The 14,650-nt window shown below is 43.7% G+C and carries 18 protein-coding genes; 7 read left to right on the forward strand and 11 right to left on the reverse strand.

Annotation, left to right across the window (positions count from 1 at the left end):
* Window positions 1-80 precede the first annotated feature (80 nt).
* Complete coding sequence (locus ACKRAT_RS12860) at window positions 81-1,103, reverse strand: IS110 family transposase (protein WP_411842776.1); 1,023 nt, start codon at window positions 1,101-1,103, stop codon at window positions 81-83.
* A 265-nt stretch (window positions 1,104-1,368) separates the two neighbouring features.
* Between ACKRAT_RS12860 and ACKRAT_RS12865 the strand changes: the two genes are divergently transcribed.
* On the forward strand, window positions 1,369-1,761 hold the full coding sequence (locus ACKRAT_RS12865; protein ID WP_411842777.1) for a hypothetical protein: 393 nt from the start codon (window positions 1,369-1,371) through the stop codon (window positions 1,759-1,761).
* Window positions 1,762-2,092: 331 nt separating this feature from the next.
* Here the strand turns inward: ACKRAT_RS12865 and ACKRAT_RS12870 are convergent, their stop codons facing one another.
* The 3 genes from ACKRAT_RS12870 to solA form a co-directional block, all read right to left on the reverse strand.
* Window positions 2,093-2,950: a LysR substrate-binding domain-containing protein gene (locus tag ACKRAT_RS12870; RefSeq protein WP_411842778.1), complete on the reverse strand. Its 858-nt coding sequence runs from the start codon at window positions 2,948-2,950 to the stop codon at window positions 2,093-2,095.
* 81 nt (window positions 2,951-3,031) lie between these two features.
* Window positions 3,032-4,174 (reverse strand): M20 family metallopeptidase, encoded by a 1,143-nt coding sequence (locus ACKRAT_RS12875; RefSeq protein ID WP_411842779.1) that lies wholly within the window; start codon window positions 4,172-4,174, stop codon window positions 3,032-3,034.
* Window positions 4,175-4,194: 20 nt separating this feature from the next.
* Window positions 4,195-5,352, reverse strand: a complete 1,158-nt coding sequence (gene solA / locus ACKRAT_RS12880; RefSeq protein ID WP_411842780.1) for an N-methyl-L-tryptophan oxidase — start codon at window positions 5,350-5,352, stop codon at window positions 4,195-4,197.
* Between the two features lie 146 nt (window positions 5,353-5,498).
* Here solA and ACKRAT_RS12885 point away from each other — a divergent pair, with 146 nt between their 5' ends.
* From ACKRAT_RS12885 to ACKRAT_RS12895, 3 genes are all read left to right on the forward strand, one after another.
* Window positions 5,499-6,230, forward strand: a complete 732-nt coding sequence (locus ACKRAT_RS12885) for an MBL fold metallo-hydrolase (protein ID WP_411842781.1) — start codon at window positions 5,499-5,501, stop codon at window positions 6,228-6,230.
* Window positions 6,231-6,375: 145 nt separating this feature from the next.
* Window positions 6,376-6,597, forward strand: a complete 222-nt coding sequence (locus ACKRAT_RS12890) for a hypothetical protein (RefSeq protein ID WP_411842782.1) — start codon at window positions 6,376-6,378, stop codon at window positions 6,595-6,597.
* 27 nt (window positions 6,598-6,624) lie between these two features.
* Complete coding sequence (locus tag ACKRAT_RS12895; protein ID WP_411842783.1) at window positions 6,625-6,981, forward strand: hypothetical protein; 357 nt, start codon at window positions 6,625-6,627, stop codon at window positions 6,979-6,981.
* Between the two features lie 99 nt (window positions 6,982-7,080).
* On the opposite strand, the gene ACKRAT_RS12900 is transcribed toward ACKRAT_RS12895, so the two are convergent.
* The 6 genes from ACKRAT_RS12900 to ACKRAT_RS12925 form a co-directional block, all read right to left on the reverse strand.
* Window positions 7,081-7,431, reverse strand: coding sequence for a hypothetical protein (locus ACKRAT_RS12900; protein ID WP_411842784.1), 351 nt, complete (start codon window positions 7,429-7,431; stop codon window positions 7,081-7,083).
* A gap of 76 nt (window positions 7,432-7,507) precedes the next feature.
* The gene (locus tag ACKRAT_RS12905) at window positions 7,508-8,101 is read right to left on the reverse strand and encodes an alpha/beta hydrolase (protein ID WP_411842785.1); all 594 of its coding nucleotides are present in this window, start codon (window positions 8,099-8,101) and stop codon (window positions 7,508-7,510) included.
* A 24-nt stretch (window positions 8,102-8,125) separates the two neighbouring features.
* Window positions 8,126-8,737: a flavin reductase family protein gene (locus ACKRAT_RS12910; protein WP_411842786.1), complete on the reverse strand. Its 612-nt coding sequence runs from the start codon at window positions 8,735-8,737 to the stop codon at window positions 8,126-8,128.
* Between the two features lie 12 nt (window positions 8,738-8,749).
* Window positions 8,750-9,643 (reverse strand): VOC family protein, encoded by an 894-nt coding sequence (locus tag ACKRAT_RS12915; RefSeq protein WP_411842787.1) that lies wholly within the window; start codon window positions 9,641-9,643, stop codon window positions 8,750-8,752.
* Between the two features lie 18 nt (window positions 9,644-9,661).
* Entirely contained in the window at window positions 9,662-10,618 is a 957-nt protein-coding gene (gene mhqE, locus ACKRAT_RS12920; protein ID WP_411842788.1) for a ring-cleaving dioxygenase MhqE, read from the reverse strand.
* An 88-nt stretch (window positions 10,619-10,706) separates the two neighbouring features.
* Window positions 10,707-11,147 (reverse strand): MarR family winged helix-turn-helix transcriptional regulator, encoded by a 441-nt coding sequence (locus ACKRAT_RS12925; RefSeq protein ID WP_411842789.1) that lies wholly within the window; start codon window positions 11,145-11,147, stop codon window positions 10,707-10,709.
* Window positions 11,148-11,343: 196 nt separating this feature from the next.
* Between ACKRAT_RS12925 and ACKRAT_RS12930 the strand changes: the two genes are divergently transcribed.
* From ACKRAT_RS12930 to ACKRAT_RS12940, 3 genes are all read left to right on the forward strand, one after another.
* Complete coding sequence (locus ACKRAT_RS12930; RefSeq protein ID WP_411842790.1) at window positions 11,344-11,862, forward strand: VOC family protein; 519 nt, start codon at window positions 11,344-11,346, stop codon at window positions 11,860-11,862.
* An 84-nt stretch (window positions 11,863-11,946) separates the two neighbouring features.
* Window positions 11,947-13,275, forward strand: a complete 1,329-nt coding sequence (gene glnA / locus ACKRAT_RS12935; protein WP_411842791.1) for a type I glutamate--ammonia ligase — start codon at window positions 11,947-11,949, stop codon at window positions 13,273-13,275.
* A gap of 194 nt (window positions 13,276-13,469) precedes the next feature.
* The gene (locus ACKRAT_RS12940) at window positions 13,470-14,204 is read left to right on the forward strand and encodes a class I SAM-dependent methyltransferase (protein WP_411842792.1); all 735 of its coding nucleotides are present in this window, start codon (window positions 13,470-13,472) and stop codon (window positions 14,202-14,204) included.
* 84 nt (window positions 14,205-14,288) lie between these two features.
* Here the strand turns inward: ACKRAT_RS12940 and ACKRAT_RS12945 are convergent, their stop codons facing one another.
* Window positions 14,289-14,642, reverse strand: a complete 354-nt coding sequence (locus ACKRAT_RS12945; RefSeq protein ID WP_411842793.1) for a PTS glucitol/sorbitol transporter subunit IIA — start codon at window positions 14,640-14,642, stop codon at window positions 14,289-14,291.
* Between the last annotated feature and the right edge of the window lie 8 nt (window positions 14,643-14,650).

Genomic DNA, 14,650 nt, shown 5'->3' on the forward strand with positions numbered 1-14,650 from the left:
TGACAGTGCGACATTGTAATGTTTGCCTTCTTCTAGCTTCTTAAGCAAATATACTTTAAAAACGGGAGAACGCATGGCAATTAATCGCGCGCTTGTAGAATTGCCCAACGCAAAGCGGGAGAACCACGCTTCACCATTTTACCTTGACCAGAAAACGTACCAGATTGGTAGATGGAAGGTTCCAAGCCGCTGAACGCCAAGAGTTGCCCAGGATTCTGAAACTGTTCAATGGATCGAATCTCAGCAAGGATTACACTGCCCAAACGATGAGAGATTCCTGGAATGGTTAAAATCGGTGACTGAATCTGTGCCATCAATGATTGAATCTGTTGATCGGTTTCTTGGATTATTTGTTGATAGAATTGAATGACTTCAATCAAATGTTTGAGTTCGAAAGATAGACTGGCTGAGACAGTGCCGATAGATGTTCTCGCTAAATCCCGAATCTCTACGGCACGTGCTTTGCCTACTCTGCCCCGAGACGCCTGTTTCAGTATCGTCGTGAGACGGGTCAGATGTGCATCCGCTAGTTGTGTAATCGATGGATAAATGGAAAGCATCGCATACACATATTTAAGATGCATACTGGGTTTGCTGAGTCGCACGGATAATTCAGGAAAAGTTAAATCCAGTACTCGCGTGTATTGGATTTTCAAATCGGCTTGGTTTTTCCCGATACGTGAACGATGGCGTGTCAGACGCTTGAGTTCTTCAATGACCGGGTTCACTTGTGGCGGTGCGGATTTTCTATCCAGGAAACATTTATGGGCAATCGTCAAGGCGTCTTTTTTATCCGTTTTTGTCTTGCGCAAGGAAGTTGACCTGGCAAATTCTTTAATGAGCAGCGGGTTGTACGTATGCACCATGTAGTGCTTGGATTGTAGGAACTGTAAGAGATTCATGGAGTATATGCCAGTATCCTCCATCGCAATCGTAATCTCTTCGTTAAATACTTCCTGGAGCTTTTTTAAGGTTTGATTCAGTAACTCGAAGCCCTCACGATTATTTTTAATGCGCAGATGAGATCTTCGGACATCACCCGAATCATCTATTATCGCAATATCATGTTTATGCTTCGCGACATCAATGCCTACAAAAAGCATGGGTATCATCTCCTATACTTATTTTGGCGCTATGGTGTCCACGCACTCTCTGCCATGTAACTTTACTTGAGATTAAACGTCGAAGCGTTATCAAACTCATTACCAATAAAGCAAAGAGCTGTGGTTAGAGCCTCGTATGACCAGTTACCACAATAATGGCTCTGTTGGAGGGAACACTAATCCACAGCGCATATTAACAGTATAAAATAACTATTAATAATAGAGGGAGCTAACCTCTAGTTATAAATATAAGGAGGAATAAAAAATGAATTTAAACGAAAAAAAAGAATATCCTAATCAATCAAATGCTATAAATTACATCGTTTATATCTTATTAGTGATAGTTGGTACTGGGAGTATACTTTTGAATCACACAAACTTACTTTTGTTTAATATAGTTGTGATTACCATAGGATTAACAGGAATCATTGAAGAATATTTTTTTAAATCCAACGAACCTCGTGATGAGAGAACGAAATTGATTGGTTATAAAAGCGGATTCTTTTCTCATCATATAACTAATTTAAGTATCATTGTATTTTCTTTTTTAGTCGCTGTTAATTATGTAAATAATATTACTGTAGTTCTTCTATCACTCTTATTAATCAATACTTTATCTTTCATAATCTCATTAACTGTTAATAGCCTGAAAAATTAGATTTATTAAGAGCCATCATTACTTTTTAATTCCTTCGTTTGTCAAAATAAGCTAGACAATCTGCCTACATCCATGTAACTCATAAATACTTCCAACGGGGTTTGGTAATCTAGGGACTTTCTTGGTATATTTTCTCCAGTATATACCCGATTACCAGAAAGCGAAATAATCTAGTTCAACTTATATAGTTGAAAAATTTACCCGACGGCTCTCAATGTAATCAGTTACATAGACAATTATAGAAAATATTACCTGTCATGGATTACAAAAAATTCCCTTCACTCTGTCATCCGGCAAGGACAAATGTGAAGGCAAATTATTAAATACTATTTCATCCAACTTTAAAATCTCTGATGGTTTCAATGAACCGTTCCATTATATATGAGGGATTAGTATGATTATGCCATATGAAATCTGTAGAGATGTTGCTGTATTGCCCGGGAATCTCATGACTGTAGAGAGAACCTGATACTATCAGTTCAGAAACGCTCGATCTGGGGACGAGGCTTACCCCGAATCCGGCTTTCACACTGCCGATGATCGTTTCCAATGTCCCGAATTCTTTCAACCTGTTTCTCTCGATGTCCTCATCATTAAGCCATCTTTCCAGATTGGCCCTGTAGCTGCACCCCTTTTTGAATACAAGCATCGGCTTCTGTCTTAAAGTTTCGGCTGTGATATCCGGTTCTTTGGAAATCAATACAAGCGTTTCCCTCAAAAGCTCTATTTTATTAATTTTCGGATGATTATCAAAGTCGGCAACGAAAGCACAATCGATATCTCTGTTTATAATCTGTGCCACAATATTCTTCGTCACATCGGTATATACTGATAAATTCGCGTTGGGGTAATTGATCTGGTAGTCCGTTAATATTTCAGGAAGTTTAGTGATCGTTTCCACCGCACCGATATTAATGTTACCTGCCGGGGAATCTTTTTTGAATGCTTCCTGCAGGTCATCGACGAGGTGCAGGATTTCATCTGCATACTCCAGAAGCTTTTCACCATCGGCTGTCAATCTAGTGCCCCGGCTGTGGCGCAAAAGCAATTCCGCCTCCAGCTCCGCTTCCAGCACTTTGATCCGTGTGGTGATATAAGATTGTACAAAGCTTAATTTCTGCGCCGCTTTACTGATACTGCCGAGCTCGGCAACGCTCTTGAATATCCGTAAATCCTTAAGCTCCATCATACCCCTTCTTCCTGATTCTTCTCGTATTTGGGATTTCAATTATTATACAAGAGAATTGCAGAAAGATACAATGGAAACGTTTTATCCTGCGTATTTTAAAATGAGCTGTTTATAAAAATCAATGGCTCTTAAATAGGCGCTGACATCAACATGCTCGTTGGGCTGATGGGCCAGCGTCTCATCACCGGGCCCGTAGATCAGTGTCGGAATGCTGCTGTCGGAGTTTAAGACTGCTGCATCTGTATAGTAGGATACACCGTATACATCGCCCTTCTGCCTTTCCTTTAAATAAAGGGCCGTCTCGATGATTTCCTCATCTTCCCCTGTCAGAATCGATGGCCTGTTGAGCACTTCGCTCATTTCAAATTCCGGCGCCCCGTCCTGCCCGAAGAGGTGCTCCAGACGTTCATTTAACTCCGTGAACAGTTCTCTGTGATTCTGCGGTGCCACACTTCTTATATCAATGTTCATCCTGCACTGGTCCGGTATGACGTTCGTCTGAACCCCGCCTGTAATTTTATTGGCCGAAATACTGCTTTTGCCAAGGGGCGCCTTCTCCACTTTCCAATCGATTTTCACTGACTCGACAATCCGGATCACTTTCGCCATCCATTCCACCGCATTAATGCCATGTTCCGGCATTGCACCATGTGCAGTCTTGCCGGAGATGACGATTTCAACCCAAAGTGCGCCTTTATGTCCGACAGCCACTTTTTCTTTTGTCGGCTCGCCGATGACCAATGCATCAATGTCCTCCATACCTGCCGATTCCAGATAATTGAATGCACCGCAACTGTCCACCTCTTCACCGGCAGTGGCCAGAAATACGACATCTTTCGACAGCTCAATGCCTGCTCTATGAATCTGTTCCACTGCCAGATACATTGCGGCCAGACCGCTTTTCATATCAGAAGCCCCGCGGCCGTATAATCTATCATTTATGATATCTCCGCTGAAAGGGCCGTAATCCCATTGCTGCTCACCCACTTTAACCGTGTCCATATGACCGCACAGCATGAGTTTACCGGCATTGTCCGCTTTTGATTTTAAAGATATTTCAAAATTGCTTCTATTCTCATCGATATCTGTTATTCCGTAGCCCAGACCGGCCGCTTCACATCTTTCGATGAATTTTTCAGTGACATGGTGTTCATTGCCCGGCGGATTTGTACTGTCTGTCCGGATGAGGGACTGTAAAAATTGCACATGATCATTCCTCAACATGATGCCTCCTATCAAAATGGCTATGACTTAACATTTTCCGGATACAGGGCCGGACGTTTTGCAGAAAACAGTGAAATATCCTGGATTGTCTCCCCTTTGGTCACAAGTTCGCTTAAAACCTCGCCCACTACGCTGGAAAACTTATAACCGTGTCCGGAAAAGCCGCCCGCAATCGCGATATGGGAATGTTCAGGGTGTAGATCGATAACGAAATTTTCATCCGGGGTGTTTGTGAACAAACAGGTTTTCCCGACATTGAGGCTGCCGTTCGCCTCTGCCATATATTCACCCAGAAAACCGCGCAGATCCCCTTCATCGATATCATATGCACCGAATTCACGGTTGATATATTCCGGGTCTGTATCGACGCCGTTGTCATAACGGCCCACTTTCAGTCCCGTTCCATCAATGCATGGGAATCCGTAGAATACCCCGCTTGGCAGGTCGCCGAAGAATCCCGGGAAAGTATCCGCATTATATAACCGGTCATCGGAATTGAACCATCCGATTGCGCGTCTGCTGGGCTGGAGCGCAATTTTCAAATCCAGGTCGGAGAGGATTTTTTTATTCCATGCGCCGCCGCTGACAATCAGTTTATCCGCTGTAAAGCTTCCATCGTGTGTATCCACAGTGACTGAATCCGCTTCTACATCGATATTCAGCACCGGCGCGTCCGTCATGAGTTCCGCACCATTTTCAAGCGCAAGACGGCGGAATGTACGAATGCAGTTTTCACTGAATAAAACACCGGCATCCGGTTCGTAGCATCCGATATTCCCGTCCGGCACAGTGATGCCCGGCCAGCGTTCGTTCATTTCATCAGCGGAAAGCGGCTCGATATTCATGTCATAGGCGTGACCGGAAGCGATTGCCTGCTGGACAAATTTGGAATCCGCCATCCCAAACGACAGTACACCTGTTTTTTTGAAGAGCGTTTCGGTCGTCTGCCTGGCAAGGTCATCCCAAAGCTTCTGGGCTCTTATCGCAATTTTGGTATATTCAATCCCTTCTCCGCATGCATGGCGGATGATACGCGTGTCTCCACTGTGACTTCCATTGGCATGCGGCGGATCAAATGCATCAATCATCAATGTGCTGACCCCTTTTTGTGAAAGATAATACCCTGCAGCCATCCCCATAGACCCGGCACCTACAACAATTACATCATAATCATTCATAATATCTCTCCTTCCACTTCATATGTTAATGAAAGCATACCCCGTTCCGACCATCATTGTAAAATTACTATAAACGATATTATGTATCTCAATTTGAGATGGGTCAGAAATAAACCTGTGATAAGATAGGATAAAACAAATGAAGGATGATTCCATTGCTCACTCAGATCTCCTCCCATGTTCATATCCTTCCGTCTGATGCGGAGCGGGACCGGCCGAACCTCGGATATATCCATGGACAGAATTACAGCATGCTCATCGATACGGGAAATTCACAGGCCCATCTGCAGATGATGCTGCATGAAATAGAGAAAGCAGGGTTCCCTGCTCCCAAAATTGCTCTCATCACTCATTGGCACTGGGACCATACCTTTGCGATGCATGCATTCGACGGCCTGACTGTCGCGCACAGGAAAACGAATCAGATTCTGGGCACACTTACACAATGGGAATGGACAGAGGAAGCAATGGCCGAACGTCTCCGGACCGGGGAAGAATGCGAATTTTGTGATACGCATATAAAAGTGGAATATGATGACACCACGAAAATCAAAGTCGTCCAGGCGGACATCGCGTTCAACGGGTCCACTGCATTCAATTTGGGTGATGTCACAGTTGAAGTCACGCCGATCACGAATCCTCACTCGGATGACGGCGTAGTTGTTTATATTAAAGAAGACAAAGTTCTATTCGCCGGGGATGCCGATACGGGCGATTTTTATACATTGGACGGCGGATATGATCCGGATCGTTTCTATCATTACATCAATGAAGTCGATAAAATTGATTATGAAACATACATCCATGGACATCTGGATCCAATGACGCGAGAAGCGGTCAGAGCCTTTCGCAAACAGATTGAAGATGAAGAACTTTGAAAATGAGACATTCGGTTGAACGCACAAGTAAACCGGAAGGCAAATCGGATATTATGAAGGAATTTTAATTTATTTTTGAAATTCAATTCTCCTGTGATACACTGGGCGGCAACCATCATTCAGCAAAACAGGAGCGATCATTTCAATGAATTCAATCAGTCAGCTTTTAACTGGGAATATTAAACTTACATTGCTGCTTATCGGAATTGTGCAGTTAGTATCCGTTATTGTAATGATATTGATGCAGCATCATTTCCATACCGAAGAAATCAATATACTGATCAACGGCGCCGTTGCGAGAGATGAGAATTATGAACTCGTCATACATAATGAACTGACGCAGGCATACAGCTTTAGAATCAAATAATGGAATATATGTACAAGGGGGCTTAAAGTGTACGGCTATCTGGTGTTACTTTCTTTTTTTGCTTTTATAATTTACACCAATACGATTCAAACATTTAACAGCATATCAGCACTCCTGATTTTTATGATTGTTGTAATTGTATTGGGTTTTTTGGAAAAACAGCAACAAAAGAAAAAACGAATGAGTCTTCAGGAAAAATTTTTAAAAGAATGTATTTATTTGCTTTTTGTCGCATTGATATGTATTATTCCGACTTTTATATACGAAAACCCATTTCCTGACCTTACCGACCCTAAGTTTTTAATCATTTTCGCAGTCGCTGTGCTGGGCAGCATTGCAGCCGATGCGGTGCAATATATGTTCACCAAAGAAGATTCCGGATAAAGACAAAGCGGAGACTGGAAAACCAGCCTCCGCTTTCATACATATTATTATCATTTTGATAAATAATAAGCCCCCAGCTTTATTTATCCAACCAGTTCATTACTTTTTGCGTAATGTTTCCAGGAAGCTCAGCGTGCTTAAGCCAAAGAATTTTAGTGCATTTTTACTACCTTCGTAACCGTGGCCGGCTTTGTAGTGCTTCAGGATCGCCATCCCCAGAACAGCGTTGATCATCAATGTTCCGATTCTTGTAAATGTTTTACCGAGGAATGAGGCGAATAAGAATATTGAACCGATTGTTTCGAAATATCCGGCAATCTGCATCTGTTTGCTGTCTACCTTAAATTCGTTTTCAAAGTCTTCTCCCATTTCACCTCCGCTTTTCACTTTCTGAAGGCCACCATCAATCATACCTTTTCCAATATAAGCGTTTAATAGATAATGAATCATATTAAAAATCTCCTTTATAATTAAATTATTTTCTCACTTTCTGTTCTGTTAAGCCGTAATCGACATTGCATCAAAATCAGTTGTTCAGCCAGTTCCTTGCTTCTGTTGCGACTTCCTGTGTCAGGCTGTGTCCGTTGACCCAGGCCGTCGTAACATCTGCGCCTCTTTCTTTGAAGAGATTGATGACTCTTTCGCTTTCGGATTCCGGCACGATCGGGTCGCCTTTACCGAGTGACAGGAATACTTCCGCATCACTGAAGTCCTGCTTTTCTTCTATATCCGCCGGATACAGTGGTGCAAACAAAGCCGCCTTTTTGAATTTGTCCGGCTGCTGGAGCATCATCTGTATCGCAATGTTAGAACCGTTGGAGAACCCGACAAATACAACGTCTTCCAGTTTGAATTCATGCTCATTAGCCTTTTCTGTGATGAAGTCATAGAGCTCATTTCCCCGGAATTCAAGGTCTTCCCAGTCATACTGGCCTTCTCCGTGACGTTTGAAGTATCTGTTCATGCCGTTTTCCTGCACGTTCCCTCTGACACTTAAAATGTTGTATTCCGGATTGAGCAATTCCGCGAGCGGAACCAGATCATTTTCCGTACCGCCTGTACCGTGCAGAAGCACAAATACCGGCGCCCCTTTTTTCTTTTCGTTATAAATATGTTCCATCAATTATCCGCTCCATTCATTAAATTATTTCGGTCGTTCCACTGTAAACATTCTGCCCAATTCAGCATAATCATTCCCTGCGAGTCTGCTGACTGCGCCCAGCTTCAGCGGATCGATATAACCGTCCTGATAAATCGCTTCATCTATATGATAGTGTTTCACTTTTAACAATAAAACGTCCGTTGTCGGTACATCATCATCGTTACGGACGACGACCGAGTCATACAGTTCCGTTTCAAACCTCACTTTGGATTCATTCAAACCGGGGACTTTCACAGTTTTTGAATCCACTGTAGTAAAGTCCGATATATCCAATTCGCTTTTCTCCGGCCCAAGCGGTGCAGAGGTGATATTTGCCGCTTCAACATTTTCCGTATCCACCACGTGGATGACGGCTTCTTTATTTCCCAATATGTTTCTGGCAGTGTCTTTAGATGCACCGTCTGCACGCTGCACTGCAATCGACAGCATCGGCGGATTGTAGGTGACGATGTTGAAGTAGCTGAACGGGGCGACATTGACCACGCCGTCCTCCGACATCGTTGATACCAGCGCAATCGGCCTCGGTATCACGGAACCGATCAGAAATTTCTTTTTCTCTTTCGCTGTCAGGTCCTCCGGTGAAAAGTTCAACATTGCATCCACCTCTTATATATCCAGTTTCGGCAATAATCGCTCGTATTCCGGTCTTCTGTGTTCATACTGCTCCGGTAATTTCAACGCTGTTCCCAGTGCGGCCATATCTTCGTCTATCTCGAAGCCCGGTCCGTCTGTTGCGAATTCGAACACGACATTTCCCCGTTCTCCAAGATAGATCGAATTGAAGTAGCTTCTGTCTTTTACTACGGTGACCTCGAATCCTTCTTCTCTCAGTGCCGACTGCCACGCTTTAAGCACATCCATATCCGGTACGGACCATGCGATATGGTGGACGGTGCCGATGCCGAATCTGCCGGCCGGCTGCGGCGGGATGGCTGTGATGATGTGGTGTTTTTCCGCGCCCACAGTTTCAAAATGATGGTTTTGGCCTTCTATATCCAATTCATTCAATCCCATTTGACCTGTAAGCAGTTCTTTTGTCCCTTCCGGATTGTCGGACAACAGCACTGCGCCATGGAATCCCAGTATTTTATCCATTTCCGAAGTCTCTTCACCTTCGACGATTGCCAGCTCCAGTCCATGGATGTCATCGAACTCAAGCGTATCTTTACCAAAGAGCTGGGTCAGTTCCGATTTAATATTTTGGCCATCCAGATGTTCTTTCCAGAGGGACAGGTTGCCTTTTGGGACCCGGAAAGCGATTCTGCCGACCTGGCCGCTTCCCTTGCGTCCATGATTTTCATTGGACCACGGGAAGAATGTGATGACCGTTCCCGGTGTAACATTGTCATTTGAAAAATAGAGGTGGTAGACCCCCGGATCATCAAAGTTGACTGTCTGCTTGATCAGTCTGAGTCCCAGCACATCTCTGTAAAACTTCAGATTTTCATTCGGGTCGCCGACAATTGCGGTAATATGGTGAATTCTTCTAATTGCTTCCATTTTCACTTCTCCTTATGATCATTTTGAACGCTTCGTATCGAACGGACGGATCTGAGCTTCAATATATTCCCGTTTCGGCTCAAGGAATGGGGGCAGTGCAAGACTCTCGCCCAATGTTTCATATGGCTCATCATCCATGAATCCCGGCCCGTCCGTGGACACCTCGATCAGGATATGGCCGACACGTGTGTAGAGTGCTTCGAAATAGAAACGATCTACATTGCCGGAATGGCCCATGCCGATTTCATCATATTTCGCTTCCCATTCCTTGATTGCGTCATGGTCTTTCACCCTGAATGATACGTGATGGACCTGACCGTATCCTTGGCGCCCTGCTGCCGTTGCATCATTTCTCAGGATGACCTGGCCGCCGTTGCCGCCTGCGCCGACTTCAAACAGTGTGATATTCTCTTCTTCAAGGATCGGTTTCATGCCGAATACTTCACTGAGCACTTTTTTGAAATCTTCATAGTAGCTTACCGTGATTTCAATCGGTCCCAGACCATAGATTGCCTTATCTTCGGGTACCGGACCGTCCTTCCATGGTTTGCCAGGAGCTACGCCCTCATTGTTTTCATCAGAAAACAATTGATATCTCTGTCCGTCGGACTCTTCAAAAGGCAGCACCTTCTTACCAAAGAGCTCCTGGATGCCCTGGTGCTTCACACCAAATTCCTCGAAACGTTCCTTATAGTATTCGAGTGCCGCATCGTCCGGAACCCTGAGTCCTGTTCTGGAAATCGAATTCGTTCCCGGTGCGCCCTTAGGGTTGTTCGGAAAGTCGAAGAATGTCATGTCCGTCCCCGGTGAACCGACATCGTCTGCGAAGAATGTATGGTACGTGTGGATATCATCCTGGTTCACCGTCTTCTTAACCAGTCTCATGCCCAGAACATCCGTAAAGAATTCATAGTTTCTCATTGCATTATCGGTCATTGCCGTCACATGGTGGATTCCCAATAGTTCAGTTGCCATTATTTAAAAACTCCTTTGTATTTTATAAATTATCTCGAATTCGAGATAATAGTTTATTTTTAAGCTTGTATCCTTTGGGATACAAGCATTATTTCAATAGACTCTCTGCATGTATGCCGATGCGTTTGAGGAGGTGTATGGCATCTGCCACTTCATCATCATCCCACTCGTCAAAAATGGTATTGATCAATGACTCCTGTTCCCCAACGCGGGTATCCATATACGTTTTACCCGCCTCCGTGATGCAGGCAAACATCTTGCGGCGATCCGCTTCACACGGTTTCCTGTATAGAAATCCTTTATCCTCAAGCTTGTCTATGACGTAAGTGATGCTGCCGCTGCCCATAAGCACCCTTTTCCCGATCGATTGGATCGGCTGATCGCCCTTATGGTAAAGCAGTTCCATCACAGCGTACTCGTTCAGATTGATTTCCTGCTTCAAAAAATCCTGCTTGATCAGTTTCTGAACCGATTGGGATGATTTGATGAAAACAGTAAACGCCTTGATGCGTGGATCTTTCTCTTCCATGTCTGCACCCCCTCGAAAATTACATCAAAATTAATTATATTAAATTTAATATATATTTTAACTGTTTTTATCTTACATCATGTACTTACAAAATGCAAGCAGTTAAGATAAGGTTTAATGGATACTGATTTCATAGCGTGATTCGGAGGAAAAGCGGGAATAATCCATAGAACATGAATATCAGGAGCTGAATAAGATGAGTATTGTAAGAGGCATGAATCACATCGGCCTGACCGTTCCCGACATTGAAAGTGCAACAGCATTCTTCAAGAAAGGACTGGATGCGAAAGTGGCCTATGACAGCCAGACACTGGATGATCCGCCGCGGGGCGGCGCTGAAGTCGAGCGGTTCCTTGGAATCCCGAAAGGATCTGAAATCGTGAAGAAACGGATGATTGTCATCGGCAGCGGACCGAATATCGAAATGTTCCAGTTTGAAAATGCATCATCTGCGGAACCCTTGGATCTTGCGGACCATGGATACACCCATCTCTCTTTTTATACCGATGATTTGGAAGCGGCATTTGAGAAGTTGAAATCCGCGGGCGGAGTGCCCTTATCAGAAATACACGAAAACACCAAATATGAAGATACCCAAGGCAGCGGGACCGTCTATTTCAAAACACCATGGGGCAGCCTGATTGAACTGCAGAGCATTCCGAATGGGTACTACTATCCCGAAGACAGTGAATCGGAAGTGTTCGTACCCGAATAATTAAGATATCTGCGTTTTGCGTAGATACTTTGGGGAATAGGGCAAATAGACTTATTCTGAAAAATTTAGGAGCGTGTCTAATTAATGAAAGAGTATTCGAGGAAAGATATATTAAGAATTGCAGAAGATGAGAATGTCAGATATATCAGGCTGCAGTTTACAGATATTTTAGGTGCGATTAAAAATGTGGAAATACCCTTAAAACAGCTCGGCAAAGCCCTGGATGGTGAAATGATGTTCGATGGCTCCTCCATCGAAGGGTTTACACGCGTGGAAGAATCCGATATGTTCCTTAAACCCGATTTGAGTACGTGGGTGATCTTCCCCTGGTCATCCGATGATGCGAGAATCGGCAGACTGATCTGTGACGTTTACGGTATAGACGGAGAGCCCTTCCTGGGAGATCCAAGGTCAAACCTGAAAAGAACAGTGAAGGAAATGCAGGAAATGGGCTACGACAAGCTGCAGCTGGGACCGGAACCGGAATTTTTCCTTTTCAAACTGGACGATGAAAGAAGACCGACGACCGAGTTGAGTGATACCGGCGGTTACTTTGATATGCAGCCCATTGATTTTGGCGAGGACTGCCGCCGCGACATCACACTGACCCTCGAAGACATGGGGTTTGAAGTAGAAATGTCGCACCATGAGGGCGCGCCGAGCCAGCATGAAATCAGCTTTAAATACAGTGATGCCGTTACGGCTTCGGATAATATCCAGACATTCAAGCTGGTTGCCAAGACGATTGCGAGAAAGTACGGGCTGCACGCGACATTCATGCCGAAACCACTTTATGGCATACCCGGCAACGGCATGCATTACAATGTGTCCCTGTTTAAAGACGGCAATAATATCTTCTATGATGAAAATGATGAATTCGGACTCAGCCAGTGCATGAGATACTTCATGGCCGGGCTGTTGAAACATGCCAGAGGCTTTACGGCTGTGTGCAATCCGCTCGTGAATTCCTACAAAAGGATGCAGTCCGGATTCGAAGCGCCCAAATATGTGGCATGGAGCGGCAGCAACCGCTCACCGCTGCTCAGAATACCGCCTTCCCGCGGTATGGCAACACGGGCAGAAGTCAGATCCCTCGATCCGACAGCAAACCCCTACCTCGCATCAGCATTAATACTGAAAGCGGGATTAAGCGGGATTGAAAATAAGCTGGAACTCGAGAATCCCGTCAATGAAAACATCTATGAAATGAGTGACAAGCAAAAAGAGAATGTGGAAGACCTCCCTTCGACACTCTATACGGCATTGAAAGCTCTAAGGGCGGACGAAGTGATGAAAGACGCTTTAGGAAAGCATATCTACAGGCAATTCCACGAGAATAAAAGCATCGAATGGAGCATGTACAGTTCCCAGGTTTCGCAATGGGAACTGGATGAGTACCTGGGACAGTATTAAGATGAAAGAAACACGCAGCCTGATTATTCAAGTGAGTGATCAGGCTGTTTTCGTACTGTGCTGACTGGAGAATTCATACGCCGGCCATCTCACGTTTCCCGGATTTCAGATTAAATCCGGTTCATTCACTTGTCTTTTATTTCCAATAAATCATTTTTACTATATGATATTACCCATACAAGGGGGGCAAGTACTTGAAAAACAATTACGACGACAAAAAAATCTTCGATAAATATATCGTTTTAAGGGAGAACCCGCTCAGTTACAACGAAGTTGTGGAAATGCCCGAAATGAAACGCAGTCTGCCGTACCTTACAGGCAAATCCGTCTTGGACATCGGCTGCGGCATGGGACACCTTATGGAACATATGCTGAAGCAGACACTGCAACATATTACAGGAGTAGACCACTCTGCCCGAATGATTGATTACTGCAGGAGTAAAGAGAGCCTCAAAGAAGCGGAATTCCGCCAGGGAAACTTTATGGACATTGATATCATCCAGAAATTTGATGTCATCGTTTCTTCATTGGTATTCCATTACTTCCAGGACTTCGATGCCTTATGCCGTAAACTTTCCAACATTATGAACGAAGACGGCACTCTCTTGTTTTCAATGGAACATCCAATCGTCACTGCAAGTAAAACACCTGAAACAAAAATAAAAGACGCCAAACTGAAAATCGATCACTATTTTGATGAATCCGAACGCAGTATGTATTGGGGTAGCCTGAATGCCAGAGTAGATAAATACCACCATACACTCAGTACAATTTTCAACGGCCTGATCCAGAATGGATTTACTGTAGAGAATGTTACAGAACTTGGACAGACAAAAGAAGTATTTGAATCATATAGCAAAGAAAAAATCGAAAAACTCAGTCACTATCCGCCATTTATCATGATTAAGTGTAAGAAGGCAGGATTTTAAGAAAGTTAATATTAAAATAGCACTCCTCTTAATACCTTGATCATGCTAATTCAAGGATTACTTAAAAGGAGTGCTTCTCTAAATTTATTGTATCGTCAGTATGCTGTTTTCTTTAAACTCCGGTAATGCTTTATCTTCTAAATAAAGGGTTCCGGATTGTTCAGCATTTTCACTGCCATCAAATTTTAAAGTGATATGCCCTAGATCATTTAAATTCTTTCTAACTGCTGATCCCACTTTTGTGATTTTGTATTCAGTATCATCAACTTTTAATACATTCTCTTCTGTAATATCACCATTCACTTCATTGATATCAACAATGTAACAAAAATCCACAAGTTCTTCCGGTGCATTATCACCGAAAAGTATAACCATTTTTTCAGTTTCAAAAGCAGCGGCTTCATTGCCTATACCTTTAATTTTAGTTTGATAAATCATTAATAACA

It is taken from the genome of Salinicoccus sp. HZC-1 (genome assembly GCF_046736035.1).
GTDB lineage: Bacteria > Bacillota > Bacilli > Staphylococcales > Salinicoccaceae > Salinicoccus.

What these genes read in the sequence shown, in the direction of transcription:
- solA (WP_411842780.1), bottom strand. Translation starts at nt 5,352, where the DNA reads ATGAATGATTATGATGTAATTGTTGTAGGTGCCGGGTCTATGGGGATG.
- ACKRAT_RS12910 (WP_411842786.1), bottom strand. Translation starts at nt 8,737, where the DNA reads ATGTTGAACTTTTCACCGGAGGACCTGACAGCGAAAGAGAAAAAGAAA.
- ACKRAT_RS12905 (WP_411842785.1), bottom strand. Translation starts at nt 8,101, where the DNA reads ATGGAACATATTTATAACGAAAAGAAAAAAGGGGCGCCGGTATTTGTG.
- ACKRAT_RS12890 (WP_411842782.1), top strand. Translation starts at nt 6,376, where the DNA reads ATGAATTCAATCAGTCAGCTTTTAACTGGGAATATTAAACTTACATTG.
- ACKRAT_RS12870 (WP_411842778.1), bottom strand. Translation starts at nt 2,950, where the DNA reads ATGATGGAGCTTAAGGATTTACGGATATTCAAGAGCGTTGCCGAGCTC.
- ACKRAT_RS12875 (WP_411842779.1), bottom strand. Translation starts at nt 4,174, where the DNA reads ATGTTGAGGAATGATCATGTGCAATTTTTACAGTCCCTCATCCGGACA.
- ACKRAT_RS12860 (WP_411842776.1), bottom strand. Translation starts at nt 1,103, where the DNA reads ATGCTTTTTGTAGGCATTGATGTCGCGAAGCATAAACATGATATTGCG.
- ACKRAT_RS12945 (WP_411842793.1), bottom strand. Translation starts at nt 14,642, where the DNA reads ATGATTTATCAAACTAAAATTAAAGGTATAGGCAATGAAGCCGCTGCT.
- ACKRAT_RS12915 (WP_411842787.1), bottom strand. Translation starts at nt 9,643, where the DNA reads ATGGAAGCAATTAGAAGAATTCACCATATTACCGCAATTGTCGGCGAC.
- ACKRAT_RS12925 (WP_411842789.1), bottom strand. Translation starts at nt 11,147, where the DNA reads ATGGAAGAGAAAGATCCACGCATCAAGGCGTTTACTGTTTTCATCAAA.
- ACKRAT_RS12865 (WP_411842777.1), top strand. Translation starts at nt 1,369, where the DNA reads ATGAATTTAAACGAAAAAAAAGAATATCCTAATCAATCAAATGCTATA.
- mhqE (WP_411842788.1), bottom strand. Translation starts at nt 10,618, where the DNA reads ATGGCAACTGAACTATTGGGAATCCACCATGTGACGGCAATGACCGAT.
- glnA (WP_411842791.1), top strand. Translation starts at nt 11,947, where the DNA reads ATGAAAGAGTATTCGAGGAAAGATATATTAAGAATTGCAGAAGATGAG.
- ACKRAT_RS12900 (WP_411842784.1), bottom strand. Translation starts at nt 7,431, where the DNA reads ATGATTCATTATCTATTAAACGCTTATATTGGAAAAGGTATGATTGAT.
- ACKRAT_RS12885 (WP_411842781.1), top strand. Translation starts at nt 5,499, where the DNA reads ATGATTCCATTGCTCACTCAGATCTCCTCCCATGTTCATATCCTTCCG.
- ACKRAT_RS12930 (WP_411842790.1), top strand. Translation starts at nt 11,344, where the DNA reads ATGAGTATTGTAAGAGGCATGAATCACATCGGCCTGACCGTTCCCGAC.